Genomic DNA, 15,705 nt, shown 5'->3' on the forward strand with positions numbered 1-15,705 from the left:
CAGGCAGATTTCAGTTCACCAACCGGCCATACGCCATCGCCACCGAACGATCGCACATGTGGTCAATCACGTCGGCATCATGGCTGACCAGGATCATCGTCAGATCGCCCGCCTGCTTCAGCTCGTTCAGCAGGTTGAGGATTTCCGCCTGCACCGACATGTCCAGCGCCGAAGTTGGCTCATCCAGCAACAACAGCTTTGGTTTCAGCAACAGCGCGCGCACGATCGCCACCCGCTGACGTTGCCCGCCGGAAAGCTGGTGCGGATAACGATCCAACAGCCTGGGATCCAGCCCCACCTGGCGAAAACCGGCGCTGATTTTCTGCTCGATATTGCTCTCTTTCAGCAACTTTAGGGGTTCCGCCAGCGTGCGCAGCAATCGGTGCTTGGGATGTAACGAGGCATAGGGGTCCTGGAATACCATCTGGACCTCACGCCGCAGATCACCGGTAAAAGGACGGCCCGGTTGCAAATCACAGCCGAGCAGCTGAAAACCGCCGCTCCAGCTTTCATTCAGCCCGGCCAACACCCACAGCAGCGATGACTTGCCGCAGCCGGACGGGCCAACCAGGCCGAAGCACTCGCCCGGTTCGATGTGCAGATTGACATCATGCACCACGGTGCGTATCTCATAGCCCTGGCGGTGGCTGACGCTAAGGTTTTCCAGGGTAATCAGGCTCATTTCAGTGACTCCAGCAGTGCGCGATCCAGTACCGGCAACGTTTTGCCGTGAGTCTCGCGGCTTGGCCGACATGACCACAGCGTGCGCGTGTAAGGATGGGTGGCGGAGGCCAAACGATCGGCAGGCAACTGATCCAACAGTTCGCCCTTGTACATCACCAGCACCCGTTCGCAGTAGTGCGCCACCTGCTGTAAATCGTGACTGATCAAAATCAGGCCCATATTACGTTGCTCCACCAGATTTTCGATCAGTTGCAACACCTGATCGCGCATCTGGTGATCCAGTGCCGAAGTCGGTTCGTCGGCAATCAACAGCTGCGGATCGTTGATTAATGCGATGGCCAACATCACCCGCTGCCCCATGCCGCCGGACAGCTGATGCGGATAGCGCTGGCTCAGCGCCTGCGGATCGGGCAAGCCAACCGCCGCCAGCATGTCCAGCACCTTCTCCCGCCGCTCGGCGCGGCCCAGGCGGGTATGCAACAGCAGCGGCTCCTCCACCTGACGCCCAATCGGCTGGGTTGGATTCAGCGCGTGCTTGGGATCCTGCATCACCATGGCCACCTTGTTCCCGCGCAGCCGGTTCCACTGGCGCTCGTTCAAGCGCGTCAGGTCGTCATCGCCCAGCGTCAGACGCTGCGCCTGCAGCTGTAACGGCGGTGGCAACAGCCCCATCAGGGCACGGGCGGTCAGGGATTTGCCGGAACCGGACTCCCCCACCAGCGCCAGCCGCTCCTGTCCCATGCTGAAAGAGATGCCTTTCACCAACGGTGGTGAGGCCGGTAACAGCACCGACAGGCGTTCGACGGTCAATAATGGGTTATCAATGTCCATGACGAGGATCCATTTTATCGCGCAGGCCATCGCCCAGCAGGTTAAAGGCCAGGCTGGCAAACAGAATAGCCCCGCCCGGTGCAGCGGCGACCCACCACTGATCAAAAATCACTTTGCTGCCCTCAGCCACCATCGAGCCCCACTCGGCGGTCGGCGGAGCCACGCCCATGCCGAGAAAGCCCAATCCCGCGGCGGAAAGAATTATCCCGCCCAAGCTCAGCGCCGCACGCACCACTGCGCTTGGCAGGCACAGGGGTAAAATATGCCCCGCCATCAGCCGCAGCCCACCGATGCCCTGCATACGCGCCGCCGCCAGATAGTCACTGCGACGCAGCGCCAGCGTTTCCGCCCGGGCTTGTCGGGCAAAAGCCGGCCAACTGGTCAAGGCCAGCGCCAGTGCGCCGTTCATCAGCCCCGGCCCCAATACAGCGACAAAGGCCAGCGCAATCACCAGGCTGGGTAATGAGAGAAAAATATCGGTGACGCGCATCAGAATACGCTCGACCCAGCCGCCGAGATAACCGGCGCTGATGCCCACCAATAGCCCAATCGGGATGGTCAGCAGCAGGATTAACGACACCAGGATCAACGTAGGCCGTGCACCATAAATCACGCGCGACAACAGGTCGCGACCAAAGCCGTCGGTCCCCAGCCAATGCCCGGAGGACGGCGGCAACAGGCGCAGTTCGATGTGTTGCAAGTTAGGGTCGAAAGGCGCCAGCCAGGGAGCCAGCAACGCGGTCAGGATCAGCACAGCCACCAGCGTCGCCCCCAGCGTCAGCGTGGTGAGCTTGCCGCGCTGGCGGTAGCCGACCGCAGGTTCGCTCTGGGGTTCATGTTCAGAAAGATATTGGCTCATCGGGTTCGCGGGTCCACTAAATAGGTCAGAGCATCGGCCAGCGCGTTCAACACCACAAAGCAGGTGCCAATCAGCAAGGTAGCGCCAAGAATGGCCGGGGTATCGGCGGCAAACAGCGCAGTGGTCAGGTAACGCCCCACGCCCGGCCAGGCAAACACCGTTTCGGTCAGCACCGCCCCTTCCAGCAGGCTGGCATAGGACAGGGAGAGAACGGTGATCAGCGTGCCGAGCACGTTGGGAAATACGTGTCGCACCAAAATACGCGTACGGCTGGCCCCCTTGGATCGCGCCAGGGTGACGTACTCTTTATTGCACTCTTCCAGCATCGCCGCCCGCAGCAAGCGGGTGATACCCGCCATCGACAACAGCGCCAACGCCACCACCGGTAACCACAGGTGACTGATGGCGTTGTAGAACATGTCGCGATCGCCGGACAGCCAGGTGTCGATCAGCACAAATCCGCTGCGCGGTTCCATGCTGTAAAGGTAGATATCGTCCAACCGCCCCGGCCCCGCCGACCAGTGCAGCGTGGCGTAAAACAGCAGCAGCCCCAACAGACTGAGCCAGAAAATCGGCACCGAATAGCCGATCAGCGACAGCAGGCGCGCGGCGTTATCCAGCCAACTGCCCGGTTTTATCACCGCCAAAAACGCCAGCGTAATGCCGCCGAACGCACCGAGGATAATGGCGCAGGTCGCCAGTTCCACCGTGGCCGGGAAGGTACGCAACAGATCGCTCAGCACCGGCTGCGCGGTAATGCGCGATATCCCCATATCCCCGTGCGCCAGGTGCACCAGATAGCGCCAGAACTGCACCGGCAACGGCTGATCCAGCCCCAGGTCGTGACGGACCTGTGCGTAGGTGGCCTCGCTGGCATGATCGCCAGCGATCTGCAACGTAGGATCGATCGGCGCCAGATGCGAGAGCATAAAGGTGAACAGCAGTAGCCCAAGCAGCGTCAGCGCCAATGACAGCAAGCCGGTAAGCAGCCGGCGTCCCCAACGCCAACTGTGCCGGGCGAACCCGGCGGAAGCGGTACGGCTTATCATTACTTGCTGACCTTGCTGTAGAACACCATGTCAGGGTTGATGCCCTGCTCGTAACCTTTCAGGTTGTCACGCACCGCAATCAGGCTGCGAGCCTGCAGGCCGATGACAAACGGCGAACTCTGCTGCACGGCTTGCTGTAGCTGTTGATAATCCGCAACCCGTTTGGCGGTGTCGTTTTCCGCCGTGGCTGCCAGCGTCAGCTTGCTTAGCGCAGGGATCTGCCAGTTGGCGCGCCAGGCCAGCGTTTTGCTGCCGTCTTCCGGGTTATAGGCAAAGGCGGCGGCGTTGGTGTTCGGATCAAAATAATCCGGCCCCCAGGAGGTCAGGGTCGCGTCATAGTTCAGGGATTTCACCTTGGTGGAAACCTGCGCGCTGAGGCCCGGCACCAGTTCCACCTTCACCCCCCCCTGGGCAAAGCTGGCTTGCAAGGCCTGCGCGATATCCAGGTACGGCGGCTGATTGTTGACGTCCAGCTTGAAGCTGACGTTGGTCAGGCCAGCCTTCGCCAGGATCTCTTTAGCCTTTTGCGGGTTAAAACTGTATGGGCGATCTTTCAGCGCGCCCAGATAACCTTCCGGCAGAAACGCCTGATGGGTCTGGAACTGGCCCTTCAGCAGATCGTCAGCAATGCCTTTATAGTCGAACAACCAACGCGCGGCTTCCCAGAACGCCGGATTGCCCAGCGCCGGTGACGCCTTGGCGTTGAACTGCAGGAAATAAAGTGAGGCGTAAGGGATGGCCAACGGCTTGACGCCCGGCTTGCCTTTCAGCGCCGCCATCTGATCTGCACCCAGATTACGCGCGATATCGGCGTCGCCCTGTTCGATCAGCAACCGACGCGCCGCCGGATCCGGCACGTTTTTGATCAGGATAGTCTTCAACGTCGGGGCGCCTTCCGGCGAACTCGGGTTGGCGTCGAGCACTACAACTTCGTGCGGTACGTAGGTGCGAATTTTATACGGGCCGCTGCCGGCGGAATGGCTGTTCAGCCATTGGTGACCCAGGTCATCCCCCTGCTGGTGCGACAAGGCTTCTTTGGCATCGACAATAGAAGATACCGGCGCCGAAAGCAGGCTAAGCACAAAGGCCGGGCTGACGTTTTCGCTCCAGCTTATTTTGACCCGTTGATCATCCACCTTGGTCAGGTGCTGGTCGACGTTCTTGGCGTCCCAGCCCAACTGGGTGAGGATAAACGAGGGTTCCAGATTCAGTTTCACTACCCGCGACAGTGAGAAAATCACGTCTTCCGGGCGCAGCGGATTGCCGCTGGAAAATTTGGCATCCGGCCGCAGAGTGAAGGTCAGGCTGCGGTTATCGCTGCCCGCCTGCCATTCGCTGGCCAGCGTCGGTTTGAGTTCGATAGGATTTTTGGGATCGGACTGGATCAGCCGCTGGTAGAGGCTGTTGAATGACTGCACCGTGGTTAACTCAAAACCCTGGGCCGGATCAAAACTGACCACGTCATCGATGGACTGGGCAATCACCAACGTGTTTGCCGGGGTTGCTGCCTGTGCGTTGAAACTGGCCGCCACGGCCAAAAACACCAAAGAGGGAACGAACGCTTTCATCAAAACTCTCCAAGCGGATGGAATTTATAGTAATTTCGCGAGTGTATGTGAGAGCTCTCGGCAGGCGAAGGTACTTAAATAACTATAGATATTCTTTTTCTGTCTATAGCTGAGATTTTGATTATTAAGCAGGCGAGGTTCTGCGATGTGTGGCGCAATCACCGTGTTCAATCCTGAACACACCCTCTATTTTTATGGCGTGAATCTGCACGCGCAAGGGCTGATATCTACACCCCTTCCCGCCATACTGATCGGTAACGTCCTAAACAATCGGCTACTCGAGCTTTATACCCGCCATGCGTCATTCACCGTGGTGCCCGGCACCATGAATTGCATAACGGATTTCATCGCCCTGAGAGAATACATACTTCGCCCTAGAAATATTCAGCGTCAAATCCCTACGTGATAGGGATGTGTACAAATAACGTTCAAAAAGGAGAGCAACATGAAGGACAAGGCCTGAACGACCCAACGCTAACTATTCAAGAAGAAAAAGAAATTGCGATCGAAATTTTGAAACAACATCTCCACTGGCAAATGGCGAACCCTCCGTCCCCAGAAGAAATCCCCATTTTAGAACTCATTGGCCCAGTGCAAAAAAGTAAACGCCGTATGGTCAGAAAACTGTTGAGAAAACAGCTCTAGCATCGTCAAATGCCGGGCAGCAAGCCCGGCCCGTTATTGTCACATGCCGATCAAATCTGGTAATCGATCACCGTTTCCAGCTGTGAAGAGAACACCTTGTCTTTGATTTCCGTCAGTGACAGCGTCGGGTTGCACAGCTGGATAAACTGCCAGGCATAGTTACGTTGTAACTGACTGCGTTTCAAACCTAACCACACGGTATTGGGCTCGAACAGGTGCTCGGCGTTAAGGCTGACCAGCCCATGATCGCGCTCTTTCTCATATGACATGTCTGCCAGTACGCCGACCCCCAACCCCAGCTCGACATAGGTTTTTATTACGTCGGAATCCTGAGCGCTTAGGGCAATGTCCGGCGTCAGCCCGGCGGCTTTGAAGGCGCTATCCAGCCGCGAGCGACCGGTAATGCCCTGGCGATAGGTTATCAACGGTAAGGTACTGAGCATTTCCAGCGTCACCTGCGGTTGCCGGGTCAGTTCGTGCCCTTCCGGTACCAGGATGGTGTGATGCCAGCGGTAGTAAGGGAACGCCGCAAGAGATTCATCACTCATCAGCCGTTCACTGGCAATGCCGATATCGGCTTCGCCCGAGGCCAGCATCGCGACGATTTCTTCGGGACTGCCCTGATTCAGCACCACCCTTACCCGCGGGTACAGCGCACGAAACTCCTTGATGACACCCGGTAGGCTGTAACGCGCCTGCGTATGGGTGGTCGCAATATGCAGTTGGCCGGTGTCGTTGCTGCTGAACACATCCGCCAGTCGGCGGATATTATTGGCATCATTCAGGATGCGTTCCGCCACCACCAGCAGCTCTTTACCCGGTTCGGTCATGCCCAATAAACGCTTGCCGCGGCGGATAAATATCTCAATGCCCAGTTCTTCTTCCAGTTCCCGAATATGACGACTGACCCCAGACTGCGAGGTAAATAAAGTATTGGCCACCTCGGTCAGGTTGTAGTTGCAACGCGCCGATTCCCGAATAATTTTTAATTGTTGAAAGTTCATCCACTCCCCCTGACGAGCAATATTGTTAACACCAGTGATACGGAGTCTGGCGGGAGGGGACAAATAAGAAATAACCTTTAGTTATGCATTTTCATGCTAAGTGAATTTTTCACCATTGCAAATTTGCTGTTTTTTAATCTTAAATTATCGAATGGCTTTAAAATTAATAACATAGATATCCACTTTAAAAATGTGGATTAAATGCTTATGCAAAATAAAGTTATTAAATATAGGCATTAGATATATAAACAAAAAAGGCTCAGCAAGCTGAGCCTATCGAAAGCGTCATATGAGCGGGATCAGGCAGTTGCCTCTCCGCCGATAGGGCCGGAGGTATTTTGCTGCAGCCATTGCTGCACGTAGCTGACCAAATCGCCAATGCAGTCATCCTGCATACCGTGGTTTTTCAGCTCGTTATCCAGCGAGAACAGGTACTGGGCGTTAGTTCCCAGCGGGCCGCTGGCACTGGCGATCAGGGGTGCTATCACCTGATGGCTGGTATCTTCTTCAAACAGCGGGTGCTGTGGGTTCATGACAAACACCAGCGCGGTCACCACTTCGCCATCTGCCAAGGTGAGATCGCACCAGGTCGGCAAATAACAGCCGGTGACCATTTCGCGTTTCCACAGCAGTTCCAGCTCTTCGCGCAGTTTGGCTTCCGGCAGGCGAAACGCCAGACCAGTGGTATGGCCGCCCTCTTTTAACGCCAGCATCCGCCCCGGCTGGTGCAGGGTGCCGCGCCCGGCGGTAAGCCGCAAACAGAAGGCGCGGTGCCAGCCTTGCAGCGTGGCCGGCCGCACCTCTTCGGATTCAAACACCGGGTTCCACATCAGTGAACCGTAGCCGAAGACCCACACCGGGCTATTATCCGGCCGACGGGATAAAGTACAATCCAACGAGGCCGCCCGCTGCTCTGATGTCAGTAACAGCGACTCCTCAATGGTGCCGAATGCAGTTTTGCAATCCGCATTTTGCAGAAAATCTCGCGTTAACACCTTAACAACCTCCCGGGAATAGGATTGCCCATACTCCCTCGCCACTGTTCAATCTTATTTATTAAGTGCGGAATTATATTAATACAATAATCTTCCCGCGATAATAATGACCTTATTCTTTTCTCAGTGAGCAATCAAGTTTCAAAAGAGCTTTAAAGTGAAAAAGTATTTGTACTCAGCAGCAATAATATTAATTGCCCGCGTAATAGGTTCGGATTTCATGATTTACCGGCGCACAAAGGCGCCGGGGAGCGCCTTACTTTTTGTGCCAGCGGTCGTCATCACCTTTGCGGTAGTTTTGCTTCACCGCCGCCCAGGCTACCTTGTGGGCGGTTTCCTCTCGGCTATCGTCGCCGCGCCGGTCATCCGGATCGCTATATTGATCCCAGGCGCGGTTAAAAGCTTCCTTATAGATCTCTTGCGCATGGGCCGGCAACACGTGTTTGACGTTGTCCGGCAAGGCATTTGTGCTGTTGTAGGGCATCATTTCCTCCCGCAGATATTCAGTGAACCTTAAGCTTAGATGACACCCCCGCCCGCCTCAATTAGCAAACAATTCTCATTATCACATGGCATGTTATACTCCTCGCCAAATGAACATAAGGAGAACCCCGTGACTACCGAAGCCCCACGCTCACGCGCACCCTACCTGATTGCTGTCAGCGCGATTCGCGATGTTACCCCGCACCTGCGCCGCATCACTTTCACCGCCCCGGACCTGCGGTATTACCCGGCAAACGCCGCCGCCGCGCATATCAAGGTTTTCCTGCCGCTCGAAGGCCAGACGCAGCCGGATCTGCCGACGCTGACCGAAAACGGCCCACGCTGGGCGGCCGATGCGGTTCGTCCGATTGTCCGCACCTATTCGATTCGCGCAGTACGCCCGGAGCTGGCGGAAGTCGACATTGAATTCGCCATTCACGATCACAGCGGCCCGGCGGTTAACTTTGCGCGATCGGCCAAAGCAGGCGATAAAATCGGCATCAGTAACCCGGGCGGTCCTAAACCTATGCTGCCAGAGGCCGATTTCTACTGTCTGGCCGGCGATCCTTCCTCCTTGCCCGCGCTGGCGGCCTTGCTGGAAGGGTTACCAGCACGTAGCGAAGGCCACGCCTTTATCCGCGTCGACACTGCGGCTGACGTTATCGATCTGAAAAAACCGGCAGGCTTCGAACTGAGCTGGATTATCGGCGGCACCGAAAAAACCGCCGAGTTGGTGACGCAATTTTGCTCATTGCCGCTACCTGAGACAAAAATCCAGTATTGGCTGGCCGGGGAAGATCGTTTGGTGGTAGACCTGCGCCGTTACCTGCGCCGCGAGCGCCAATGTGACCGTAATCAGCTTTATGCCGTACCTTACTGGCGTGAGGGGTTAAACGAAGAGGGTTATCATAATAAACGGCATGAAATCATGGACAATATTGACGATTGACTGTGATTTTCCCCTTTATTAATCAAGCAGCGCAGCTATAAACTGCAATTTATGTGCCGTTAATGAAGAAAACTCATCTCACTACGTAAAAGTAAGTAAATAAAACCGCATCCAATGCGGTTTTTTTGTTAACCTAGTCACAGAAAGCAAGCTTTTGCTTTTACAAGTAAAACAACATCACATCATTCCCCGGCACAAGCCTGCGGGTGTATCCTATTATTATTAAATATAAATACATTCTGGATGCGCATAATTGCCCTTAACGGCAGTCAGCGATGACGGGACCACGCTGTTTGAGAAGGAGTACCATCGAAATGAAGTCGCAAAACGATCCTGGCCGATCCAAATCCCGCCACACTGAGTACTCGCTGCTTTTCCCCATCGCCGCCTTGGTGGTGTTGAACCTGTGGGGCAGTACCAGCAATTTCCCGCTGATCGTCGGCATTAACATCATTGCCCTGGTCGGTATTCTCAGCAGCGCGTTCAGCGTTGTGCGCCACGCCGACGTGCTGGCTCACCGTCTGGGTGAACCCTATGGCTCGCTGATCCTCAGCCTGTCGGTGGTTATTCTGGAAGTGAGCCTGATTTCTGCGCTGATGGCCACCGGCGACGCCGCACCGGCACTTATGCGCGATACGCTTTACTCCATCATTATGATTGTCAGCGCCGGCCTGGTGGGCTTCGCTTTATTGCTGGGCGGTCGCAAATTCGCCACCCAATACGTCAATCTGGGCGGTATCAAACAGTATCTGATGGCGATTTTCCCGCTGGCGGTGATCGTACTGGTGTTCCCCAGTGCGCTGCCGGGCGGCAACTTCAGCACTGGGCAGGCGCTGCTGGTCGCGGTGATTTCCGCCGCCATGTACGGCGTGTTCCTGGTGATCCAGACCAAAACCCACCAGAGCCTGTTTGTCTACGAGCACGAAGATGACGACGGTGACCCGCACCACGGCAAACCTTCTTCGCACAGCAGTGCCTGGCATGCCGGCTGGCTGGTGGTGCATTTGATTGCGGTGATCGCCGTGACCAAGTTCAACGCCAACCCGTTGGAAGGTTTGCTGACCAAGGTGAATGCCCCTGCGCAGTTTACCGGCTTCCTGGTCGCGCTGTTGATCCTGTCGCCAGAAGGCCTGGGGGCACTGCGTGCGGTGTTGAACAATCAGGTTCAACGTGCGATGAACCTGTTCTTCGGCTCGGTACTGGCGACCATTTCACTGACGGTACCAGCGGTAACCATCATCGCCACCCTGACCGGGCAAACGCTGATCTTCGGCCTGCAGACGCCGCATATCGTCGTGATGCTGACCGTGTTGCTGCTGTGCCAGCTGTCATTCTCGACCGGCAGAACCAACGTGCTGAACGGCACCGCGCACCTGGCGCTGTTTGCCGCCTATATGATGACCATTTTTGCCTGATTGCCGGAGGGCGCTTTCGTAGCGCCCTCCCTTTTTAAATCGCGAAAAAAATACCCGCCGCGATACCGCCAAACAAAATCCATTTAATGATGTAGTACCCGGTTCGGTTCCACGCCTTCAGCCGTTTCCCCACCTTGCGTACCGCATAGATATACTTGAACAACTTGTTGACGCCACCGGTACGATCGCCCTCTTCATTGGGTGCGGTAGCCGCGCTCATCAGGTTGCGCCCCAGCCAGTGGTTAATGCCCTGTGCCCAGCGGAAACGCATCGGTCGCTCAATATCGCAAAACAGAATCAACCGGTTCTGCCCACTCTGATTTTCGGCGTAATGCAGGTAGGTTTCGTCGAACATCACCGCCTCCCCGTCGCGCCAGCTGTAGCGTTCGCCATCCACCTCGATAAAGCAACGGTCATCATTCGGTGTGATCAACCCCAAATGGTAACGCAGTGAGCCGGCGTAGGGATCGCGGTGGCGTGGCAGGCGGCTGCCATCCGGCAGTTCGGCAAACATCGCCGCCTTGACCGAAGGCAGGCTACGCAACAGTGCGGTAGTCTGCGGGCACAGGCTCATCGCCGACGGGTGGTTGTCTTCATACCACTTCAAATAGAAGCGCTTCCAGCCGGTTTTGAAGAACGAATTGAAACCGGCATCATTATATTGGTCCGAGGCTTTAATCTGCTGGATAGCCATCAGCTGCCGACCTTCATCGCGGATGCTTTGCCAGTTATCCCGCAGCGCCTGCAATTCCGGGAATTGCTCCGGCTGCAGATAGGGCGTGGTCGGTACGCGTGAAAACAGGTACATGAAAACGTTCAGCGGAGCAGTAAATGTGGAATGATCGGAGAGCTGCCGCCAGAAGGTGTAACGCACCCGCCCACGGTAATGGACATACACAACGCATAAAATAAATAGAAGTAAAATAATATATTTCATGATTGAACCGCATTGAAGATCCCAATACCTTGCACGCCCATCCGGCGTGCACCCCAGATATTTCCTTTAGGCCAATAAGTTGTTGCGCCCGTCTGGAACACCCCTAAGCATTAACGCTAAACCAACAAAAATCTATACAAAAAACCACAATAGTTTACACAAAGGCTAAACGAGCCGGCGTTATGGGCGGGAACCGCTTGCCCTCTGTCGATTCGCTGGTTGGCGCCCAAACCGATGACTGCCCGCCCTCCGGGTTAGATAAAATAGCCTTTGAAATAAAAATAAGCGGGTATTTCAGGCTTGGGTTATTAACGATATCCGTTATTCACTCCAGAATAATAAATGACTAATTTGATTTTGATCAGTGTGCAGCAATTCAACCATGATTAACTCAGGGGGCCTGATTAATCCCAAGGCAAGCCATTAAACAATAATAAAAACAAATAATACGTACGGAATACATCATGAAAAATATATCTGACATCAGAATGAATCGCCGAACCTTGTTAAAAGGGCTTGGCGTGATTGGGCTGGCCAGCATATCGCCCTGCGTATTTTCCATGGCAATGGATAAGGGCAAACCCCTGCCCCGGGTGCGTCTCAAACTCAGTGACTACCAGACGTTTCGTTCAACCTGCGCGATGGAGTGTTTACATTGTAATTTAACGGCTTATGTCTATCAGGGGGAGCTTAAAAAAATAGAAGCCAGCAAAGATTTTAACGTCAAATGCTGCCTGCGCGGCATCAGCCGGACCAAATGGGTCTATCACCAACAGCGGGTTAAAACACCTTTGCTTCGGGCGGGGGAAAAAGGTGAAGGGAAATTCAAACCCATATCCTGGGATGAAGCGCTCGATCTGGTTGAACTTAATATTCGTAATACTCTTGCCAGTCACGGTAATAAAGGTCTGTTAATTTCAAGCCATGCCGGGAATATGGATTCCATTAAAAACGACATGGGGAAAGCCTTCTTTGATTACCTCGGCGGGGCGACAAAACGCTCCGGTTCCTTATGCTGCTCTGCGGTGACCGCCGCCATGATCCCAATGCTTGGCCTGCGCTACGCGGATATGCGCGACACCATTGCCGACAGCCGCTACATTCTGTGCTGGGGCAATAATCCGGCCGTGACCATGCAGGCCTATTTCAAAGAATATATTAAGGCACAGGAAAGAGGCGCGCGCCTGGTGGTGATCGATCCCCGCTTTAACGAAACCGCCGCCAAAGCCGATGAGTGGATCCCTATCGTTCCCGGCACCGACACCGCACTGGCATTGGGGATGATCAAAATCATCATTGATGAACAGCGCTACGACGCTGACTTCCTGCGGCGACACACCGGGGCCGTTTATCTGGTGAACCCCCAGCAAAAACAGCTCCGAGAAGATCCGCAGGACAAAGAAAGCTATCTGGTGTACGACACTCTAAGCCGCCGTCTGGTGCGCCATGACACACCCACCATCGTCCCGGCGCTCACCCAGGCCGAATTGCCTGCCGATGCGGCTTATACCACGGTATTTGAACTGATCCGTCAGGAGTCGGTTCCCTGGACCGTCGAGAAAGTGGCGGCGGAAACCGACATCCCGGCGGCCACCCTGCTCCGTTTGGCGCGTGAATATGCCAGCAATACACCTTCGATGATCGTACAGAACATGTCCGGCGCTCAGCGCACCGAATTCGGCACATACGTGGCGGCCAGCCAGTTTTATCTGGCGCTGCTGACCGGCAATATGGGCAAAGCCGGTGGCGGAGTCTGCGACGCGGGCGGCGCCAAACAAATGATGAAGTTCAGTCCGCCGCTGCCTCCGGCACCCAACGTACAAAAAATTCCGCCGATACCGGTCGCCAAAACCGGCGAGTGGATTGTCAACGATCGCCCTCACCCCATCAACTTTTGGTGGATCATGACCATGGGCGCGCTGACCCAGTTGCCCAACACCAATATGGTGAAGAAAGCCCTGAAGAAGGTGCCGTTTGTCGTCGTGGCCGATAACCTGATGAGTTCCACCACGCTGTATGCCGATCTGGTGTTGCCGGTCACCACCATCTTTGAAGATCTCAGCCTGATGGCTGGCGTTCGCAGCCACTATGTCCAACTGATGGAAAAGGCGGTAGAACCGGTGGCGGAGGCCAAACCGGATTACTGGATTTTTGCCCGGTTGGCGGAACGCTTCGGCTTCGGCGAGGTGTTTAACCAGCCGATCGAACACTATATAGAAAACTGTTTGGCCGGAACCGGCCTCACTATCGAACAGCTACGTAAAGGACCGATTAAACCAGCCCCCACGCCGTGGATCCCGTTCAAAGACGGTATTTTTCGCACGCCAACCCGAAAGGCCCACTTCTTTATTGAAGAGTGGCAGAAGAAAGATTTCCCACCGATTGTGACCTACATGCAGGTGAAAGAGTCGCCGAAAGGCTCGCCGGAGCTGGCGAAAACATATCCATTAATGGCCGTTCAGCGCAAGCTGGCGCGCAGCATCCACTCCAGCCACGGCATGAATGAATGGATCCTCGAGGTGCAGCGCAATCAGCCCAATATCATGATCCATCCGGATGATGCCGCCAGCCGCCATATCAGGAACGGTGAATGGGCGATTGCTTTTAATCACCGTGGAGAACACCGGGCATTGGCGGTGGTAACGCGTCAAATCAAACGCGGCGTGGTATGCCTGGATAACGGCTGGTGGGAACAGCAAGGCGGCAGCAGCAGCCACGTCACCAACGACCATGCGGAAGTGCTGGGCAACGGTCATTGCTGTAACAGCACCCTGGTCGACGTCCGGGCGGAGGCATAATCATGGTCAGACAATATGGATTTTTAGTCGATATGCGCGGCTGTTATGGCTGCAAAACCTGCTCGATGGCCTGCAAATCTGAAAATGCCACCCCGGCTGGCGTGCTGTGGCGGCGGGTCAGAGAATTTCACTTTGACGCCCCGAACGCGATGGCGTTTATCTCGATGTCGTGCAACCACTGCGACGATCCGCAGTGCATGAAAGTCTGTCCGGCGGATACCTACAGCAAGCGACCTGACGGCATTGTCGTGCAGGATCATGACAAATGTATTGGTTGCCGGATGTGCATTATGGCTTGCCCTTATAATGCGCCGGTATTTGATCCCGTCGAAGGAAAAACCAGTAAGTGCAATCTGTGCGCTGAGCGCCTGGATGAAGGGCTGCTGCCCCGCTGCGTCGCGTCCTGCCCGGCCGGTGTGCTGCAGTTTGGCGATATTGACGAACTGCGCGCTCGCCATTCCGCTGACCTGACGCGTATCGAGACCCGCTACTCACTGCCGGATCATCGAATCAGTCAGCCCAATATCGTCATTATTCCCGCCGGTGATAAGGAATAGCCCATGTCTGAATATGAACTTCCCTTGGTCTTTTTTACCGTGTTTTGTCAGTGGGCGGTCGGCACTATCGTAGCCATCACGGTATTGATTCTGGCGCAGCCGAGCTGGCTAAGCGACAAGAGACGCTTAAATGTCCTGCGACAGCTGGCGTTAGGGATTGTGGCGATCAATATCCTCGGCTCCGTGCTGTCGCTGTTGCATCTGGGTTCACCCACCGGCGCCTATCGAGCGATTCTGGGGATCGGCCATTCCTGGCTCAGCCGGGAAGTCATCGCTTTCTCCTTGCTGAACGCGGTGGTCGTCATCTGGGCCGCCATGATGTTTCGCTTTAACTCAAACCCCAGGCTGATTCGCCAGGTTAGCCTGCTGGCATCGGGCGCGGGCGTGGCTGCAATCCTGGTTTCCGCACAGGTTTATTACCAGATGGTGAGCCACCCTCTGTGGCACTCGCCGCTCACCCACCTCGGTTTTATCGCCACCGCCCTGTTGCTGGGGTTTACCACCCTTGGGCTGCGGCTCAGCGTGTTCAATGCGGCTCAAAATGATCGCGAAAGGTGGCTCCCCGTCGCGTTGCCGACAGGCATTTTATGCGGCGTGCTATTGCTGTTAGTCGTGATCCTGGGCTACAGCGCCGGGTTCAACCAGCAAGGAAAAATGCTCGCCAGCGCCGTCACCGTTTTTGGCTCGGGTCTGATGGGGTGGCTTATTTTTGGCGCGCTGATTACCGGCAGCGGATTGGCGGCCTATCTGTACCAACGGCCGGTTCTGAACGTTGGCGTGGCGGGCGCACTGATGCTGACGCTGCTCTCAGCCTGTATTGGTGGCCGAATGCTGTTTTACGCCGGCGTCATGAGCCAATACCCTTGGTTTTAATGTTGCGGCTGCGCTGATATTCAAGGCAAGAAAAAGGCCGCCGAGGCGGCCTTTTGTG

The 15,705-nt window shown here is 55.6% G+C and carries 15 protein-coding genes; 6 read left to right on the plus strand and 9 right to left on the minus strand.

The window, feature by feature from the left end:
• Positions 1 to 10: 10 nt before the first annotated feature.
• Genes M495_RS14670 through M495_RS14690 form a run of 5 tightly spaced genes read right to left on the minus strand, consistent with a single transcriptional unit; the run spans position 11 to position 4,991 of the window.
• Positions 11 to 682: an ABC transporter ATP-binding protein gene (locus M495_RS14670; protein ID WP_020827461.1), complete on the minus strand. Its 672-nt coding sequence runs from the start codon at positions 680 to 682 to the stop codon at positions 11 to 13.
• A complete protein-coding gene (locus tag M495_RS14675) occupies positions 679 to 1,515 on the minus strand; it encodes an ABC transporter ATP-binding protein (protein ID WP_020827462.1) in 837 nt (278 codons plus the stop codon). Before M495_RS14675 ends, M495_RS14670 begins: the two co-directional genes overlap by 4 nt.
• The gene (locus tag M495_RS14680) at positions 1,505 to 2,374 is read right to left on the minus strand and encodes an ABC transporter permease (protein WP_020827463.1); all 870 of its coding nucleotides are present in this window, start codon (positions 2,372 to 2,374) and stop codon (positions 1,505 to 1,507) included. The genes M495_RS14675 and M495_RS14680 overlap by 11 nt, the downstream gene beginning before the upstream one ends.
• Complete coding sequence (locus tag M495_RS14685; RefSeq protein ID WP_020827464.1) at positions 2,371 to 3,423, minus strand: ABC transporter permease; 1,053 nt, start codon at positions 3,421 to 3,423, stop codon at positions 2,371 to 2,373. The genes M495_RS14680 and M495_RS14685 overlap by 4 nt, the downstream gene beginning before the upstream one ends.
• Positions 3,423 to 4,991, minus strand: coding sequence for an ABC transporter substrate-binding protein (locus tag M495_RS14690; protein WP_020827465.1), 1,569 nt, complete (start codon positions 4,989 to 4,991; stop codon positions 3,423 to 3,425). Before M495_RS14690 ends, M495_RS14685 begins: the two co-directional genes overlap by 1 nt.
• A 411-nt stretch (positions 4,992 to 5,402) precedes the next feature.
• Between M495_RS14690 and M495_RS14700 the strand changes: the two genes are divergently transcribed.
• Positions 5,403 to 5,636, plus strand: a complete 234-nt coding sequence (locus M495_RS14700) for a hypothetical protein (RefSeq protein ID WP_020827467.1) — start codon at positions 5,403 to 5,405, stop codon at positions 5,634 to 5,636.
• Positions 5,637 to 5,686: 50 nt separating this feature from the next.
• On the opposite strand, the gene cbl is transcribed toward M495_RS14700, so the two are convergent.
• The 3 genes from cbl to chaB all read right to left on the minus strand — a co-directional run bounded on the left by cbl (position 5,687) and on the right by chaB (position 8,119).
• Positions 5,687 to 6,640, minus strand: coding sequence for an HTH-type transcriptional regulator Cbl (gene cbl / locus M495_RS14705; protein ID WP_020827468.1), 954 nt, complete (start codon positions 6,638 to 6,640; stop codon positions 5,687 to 5,689).
• A gap of 299 nt (positions 6,641 to 6,939) precedes the next feature.
• Positions 6,940 to 7,635: a gamma-glutamylcyclotransferase gene (locus M495_RS14710; protein WP_020827469.1), complete on the minus strand. Its 696-nt coding sequence runs from the start codon at positions 7,633 to 7,635 to the stop codon at positions 6,940 to 6,942.
• Positions 7,636 to 7,891: 256 nt separating this feature from the next.
• Positions 7,892 to 8,119 carry a putative cation transport regulator ChaB gene (gene chaB, locus M495_RS14715; RefSeq protein ID WP_041414685.1) on the minus strand — a complete coding sequence of 76 codons (228 nt, stop codon included), beginning with the start codon at positions 8,117 to 8,119 and terminating at the stop codon, positions 7,892 to 7,894.
• A 129-nt stretch (positions 8,120 to 8,248) separates the two neighbouring features.
• Between chaB and M495_RS14720 the strand changes: the two genes are divergently transcribed.
• Positions 8,249 to 9,067 (plus strand): siderophore-interacting protein, encoded by an 819-nt coding sequence (locus tag M495_RS14720; protein WP_020827471.1) that lies wholly within the window; start codon positions 8,249 to 8,251, stop codon positions 9,065 to 9,067.
• A 314-nt stretch (positions 9,068 to 9,381) separates the two neighbouring features.
• Complete coding sequence (gene chaA / locus M495_RS14725) at positions 9,382 to 10,482, plus strand: sodium-potassium/proton antiporter ChaA (RefSeq protein WP_020827472.1); 1,101 nt, start codon at positions 9,382 to 9,384, stop codon at positions 10,480 to 10,482.
• A gap of 34 nt (positions 10,483 to 10,516) precedes the next feature.
• Here the strand turns inward: chaA and lpxO are convergent, their stop codons facing one another.
• Entirely contained in the window at positions 10,517 to 11,419 is a 903-nt protein-coding gene (gene lpxO / locus M495_RS14730; RefSeq protein WP_020827473.1) for a lipid A hydroxylase LpxO, read from the minus strand.
• A gap of 464 nt (positions 11,420 to 11,883) precedes the next feature.
• Between lpxO and M495_RS14735 the strand changes: the two genes are divergently transcribed.
• The 3 genes from M495_RS14735 to M495_RS14745 are packed head-to-tail and all read left to right on the plus strand — an operon-like array spanning position 11,884 to position 15,647.
• Positions 11,884 to 14,217: a molybdopterin-containing oxidoreductase family protein gene (locus tag M495_RS14735; protein WP_020827474.1), complete on the plus strand. Its 2,334-nt coding sequence runs from the start codon at positions 11,884 to 11,886 to the stop codon at positions 14,215 to 14,217.
• A 2-nt stretch (positions 14,218 to 14,219) separates the two neighbouring features.
• A complete protein-coding gene (locus M495_RS14740) occupies positions 14,220 to 14,774 on the plus strand; it encodes a 4Fe-4S dicluster domain-containing protein (RefSeq protein WP_185959390.1) in 555 nt (184 codons plus the stop codon).
• A 3-nt stretch (positions 14,775 to 14,777) separates the two neighbouring features.
• Positions 14,778 to 15,647: a dimethyl sulfoxide reductase anchor subunit family protein gene (locus tag M495_RS14745; protein ID WP_020827476.1), complete on the plus strand. Its 870-nt coding sequence runs from the start codon at positions 14,778 to 14,780 to the stop codon at positions 15,645 to 15,647.
• Positions 15,648 to 15,705 lie beyond the last annotated feature (58 nt).

The organism is Serratia liquefaciens ATCC 27592 (genome assembly GCF_000422085.1).
Lineage (GTDB): Bacteria > Pseudomonadota > Gammaproteobacteria > Enterobacterales > Enterobacteriaceae > Serratia > Serratia liquefaciens.

Coding starts and splice junctions, on each gene's coding strand:
- M495_RS14685 (WP_020827464.1), bottom strand. CDS start 3,423: ATGATAAGCCGTACCGCTTCCGCCGGGTTCGCCCGGCACAGTTGGCGT.
- lpxO (WP_020827473.1), bottom strand. CDS start 11,419: ATGAAATATATTATTTTACTTCTATTTATTTTATGCGTTGTGTATGTC.
- M495_RS14675 (WP_020827462.1), bottom strand. CDS start 1,515: ATGGACATTGATAACCCATTATTGACCGTCGAACGCCTGTCGGTGCTG.
- M495_RS14735 (WP_020827474.1), top strand. CDS start 11,884: ATGAAAAATATATCTGACATCAGAATGAATCGCCGAACCTTGTTAAAA.
- M495_RS14670 (WP_020827461.1), bottom strand. CDS start 682: ATGAGCCTGATTACCCTGGAAAACCTTAGCGTCAGCCACCGCCAGGGC.
- M495_RS14680 (WP_020827463.1), bottom strand. CDS start 2,374: ATGAGCCAATATCTTTCTGAACATGAACCCCAGAGCGAACCTGCGGTC.
- cbl (WP_020827468.1), bottom strand. CDS start 6,640: ATGAACTTTCAACAATTAAAAATTATTCGGGAATCGGCGCGTTGCAAC.
- chaA (WP_020827472.1), top strand. CDS start 9,382: ATGAAGTCGCAAAACGATCCTGGCCGATCCAAATCCCGCCACACTGAG.
- M495_RS14700 (WP_020827467.1), top strand. CDS start 5,403: ATGTGTACAAATAACGTTCAAAAAGGAGAGCAACATGAAGGACAAGGC.
- M495_RS14740 (WP_185959390.1), top strand. CDS start 14,220: ATGGTCAGACAATATGGATTTTTAGTCGATATGCGCGGCTGTTATGGC.
- chaB (WP_041414685.1), bottom strand. CDS start 8,119: ATGCCCTACAACAGCACAAATGCCTTGCCGGACAACGTCAAACACGTG.
- M495_RS14745 (WP_020827476.1), top strand. CDS start 14,778: ATGTCTGAATATGAACTTCCCTTGGTCTTTTTTACCGTGTTTTGTCAG.
- M495_RS14690 (WP_020827465.1), bottom strand. CDS start 4,991: ATGAAAGCGTTCGTTCCCTCTTTGGTGTTTTTGGCCGTGGCGGCCAGT.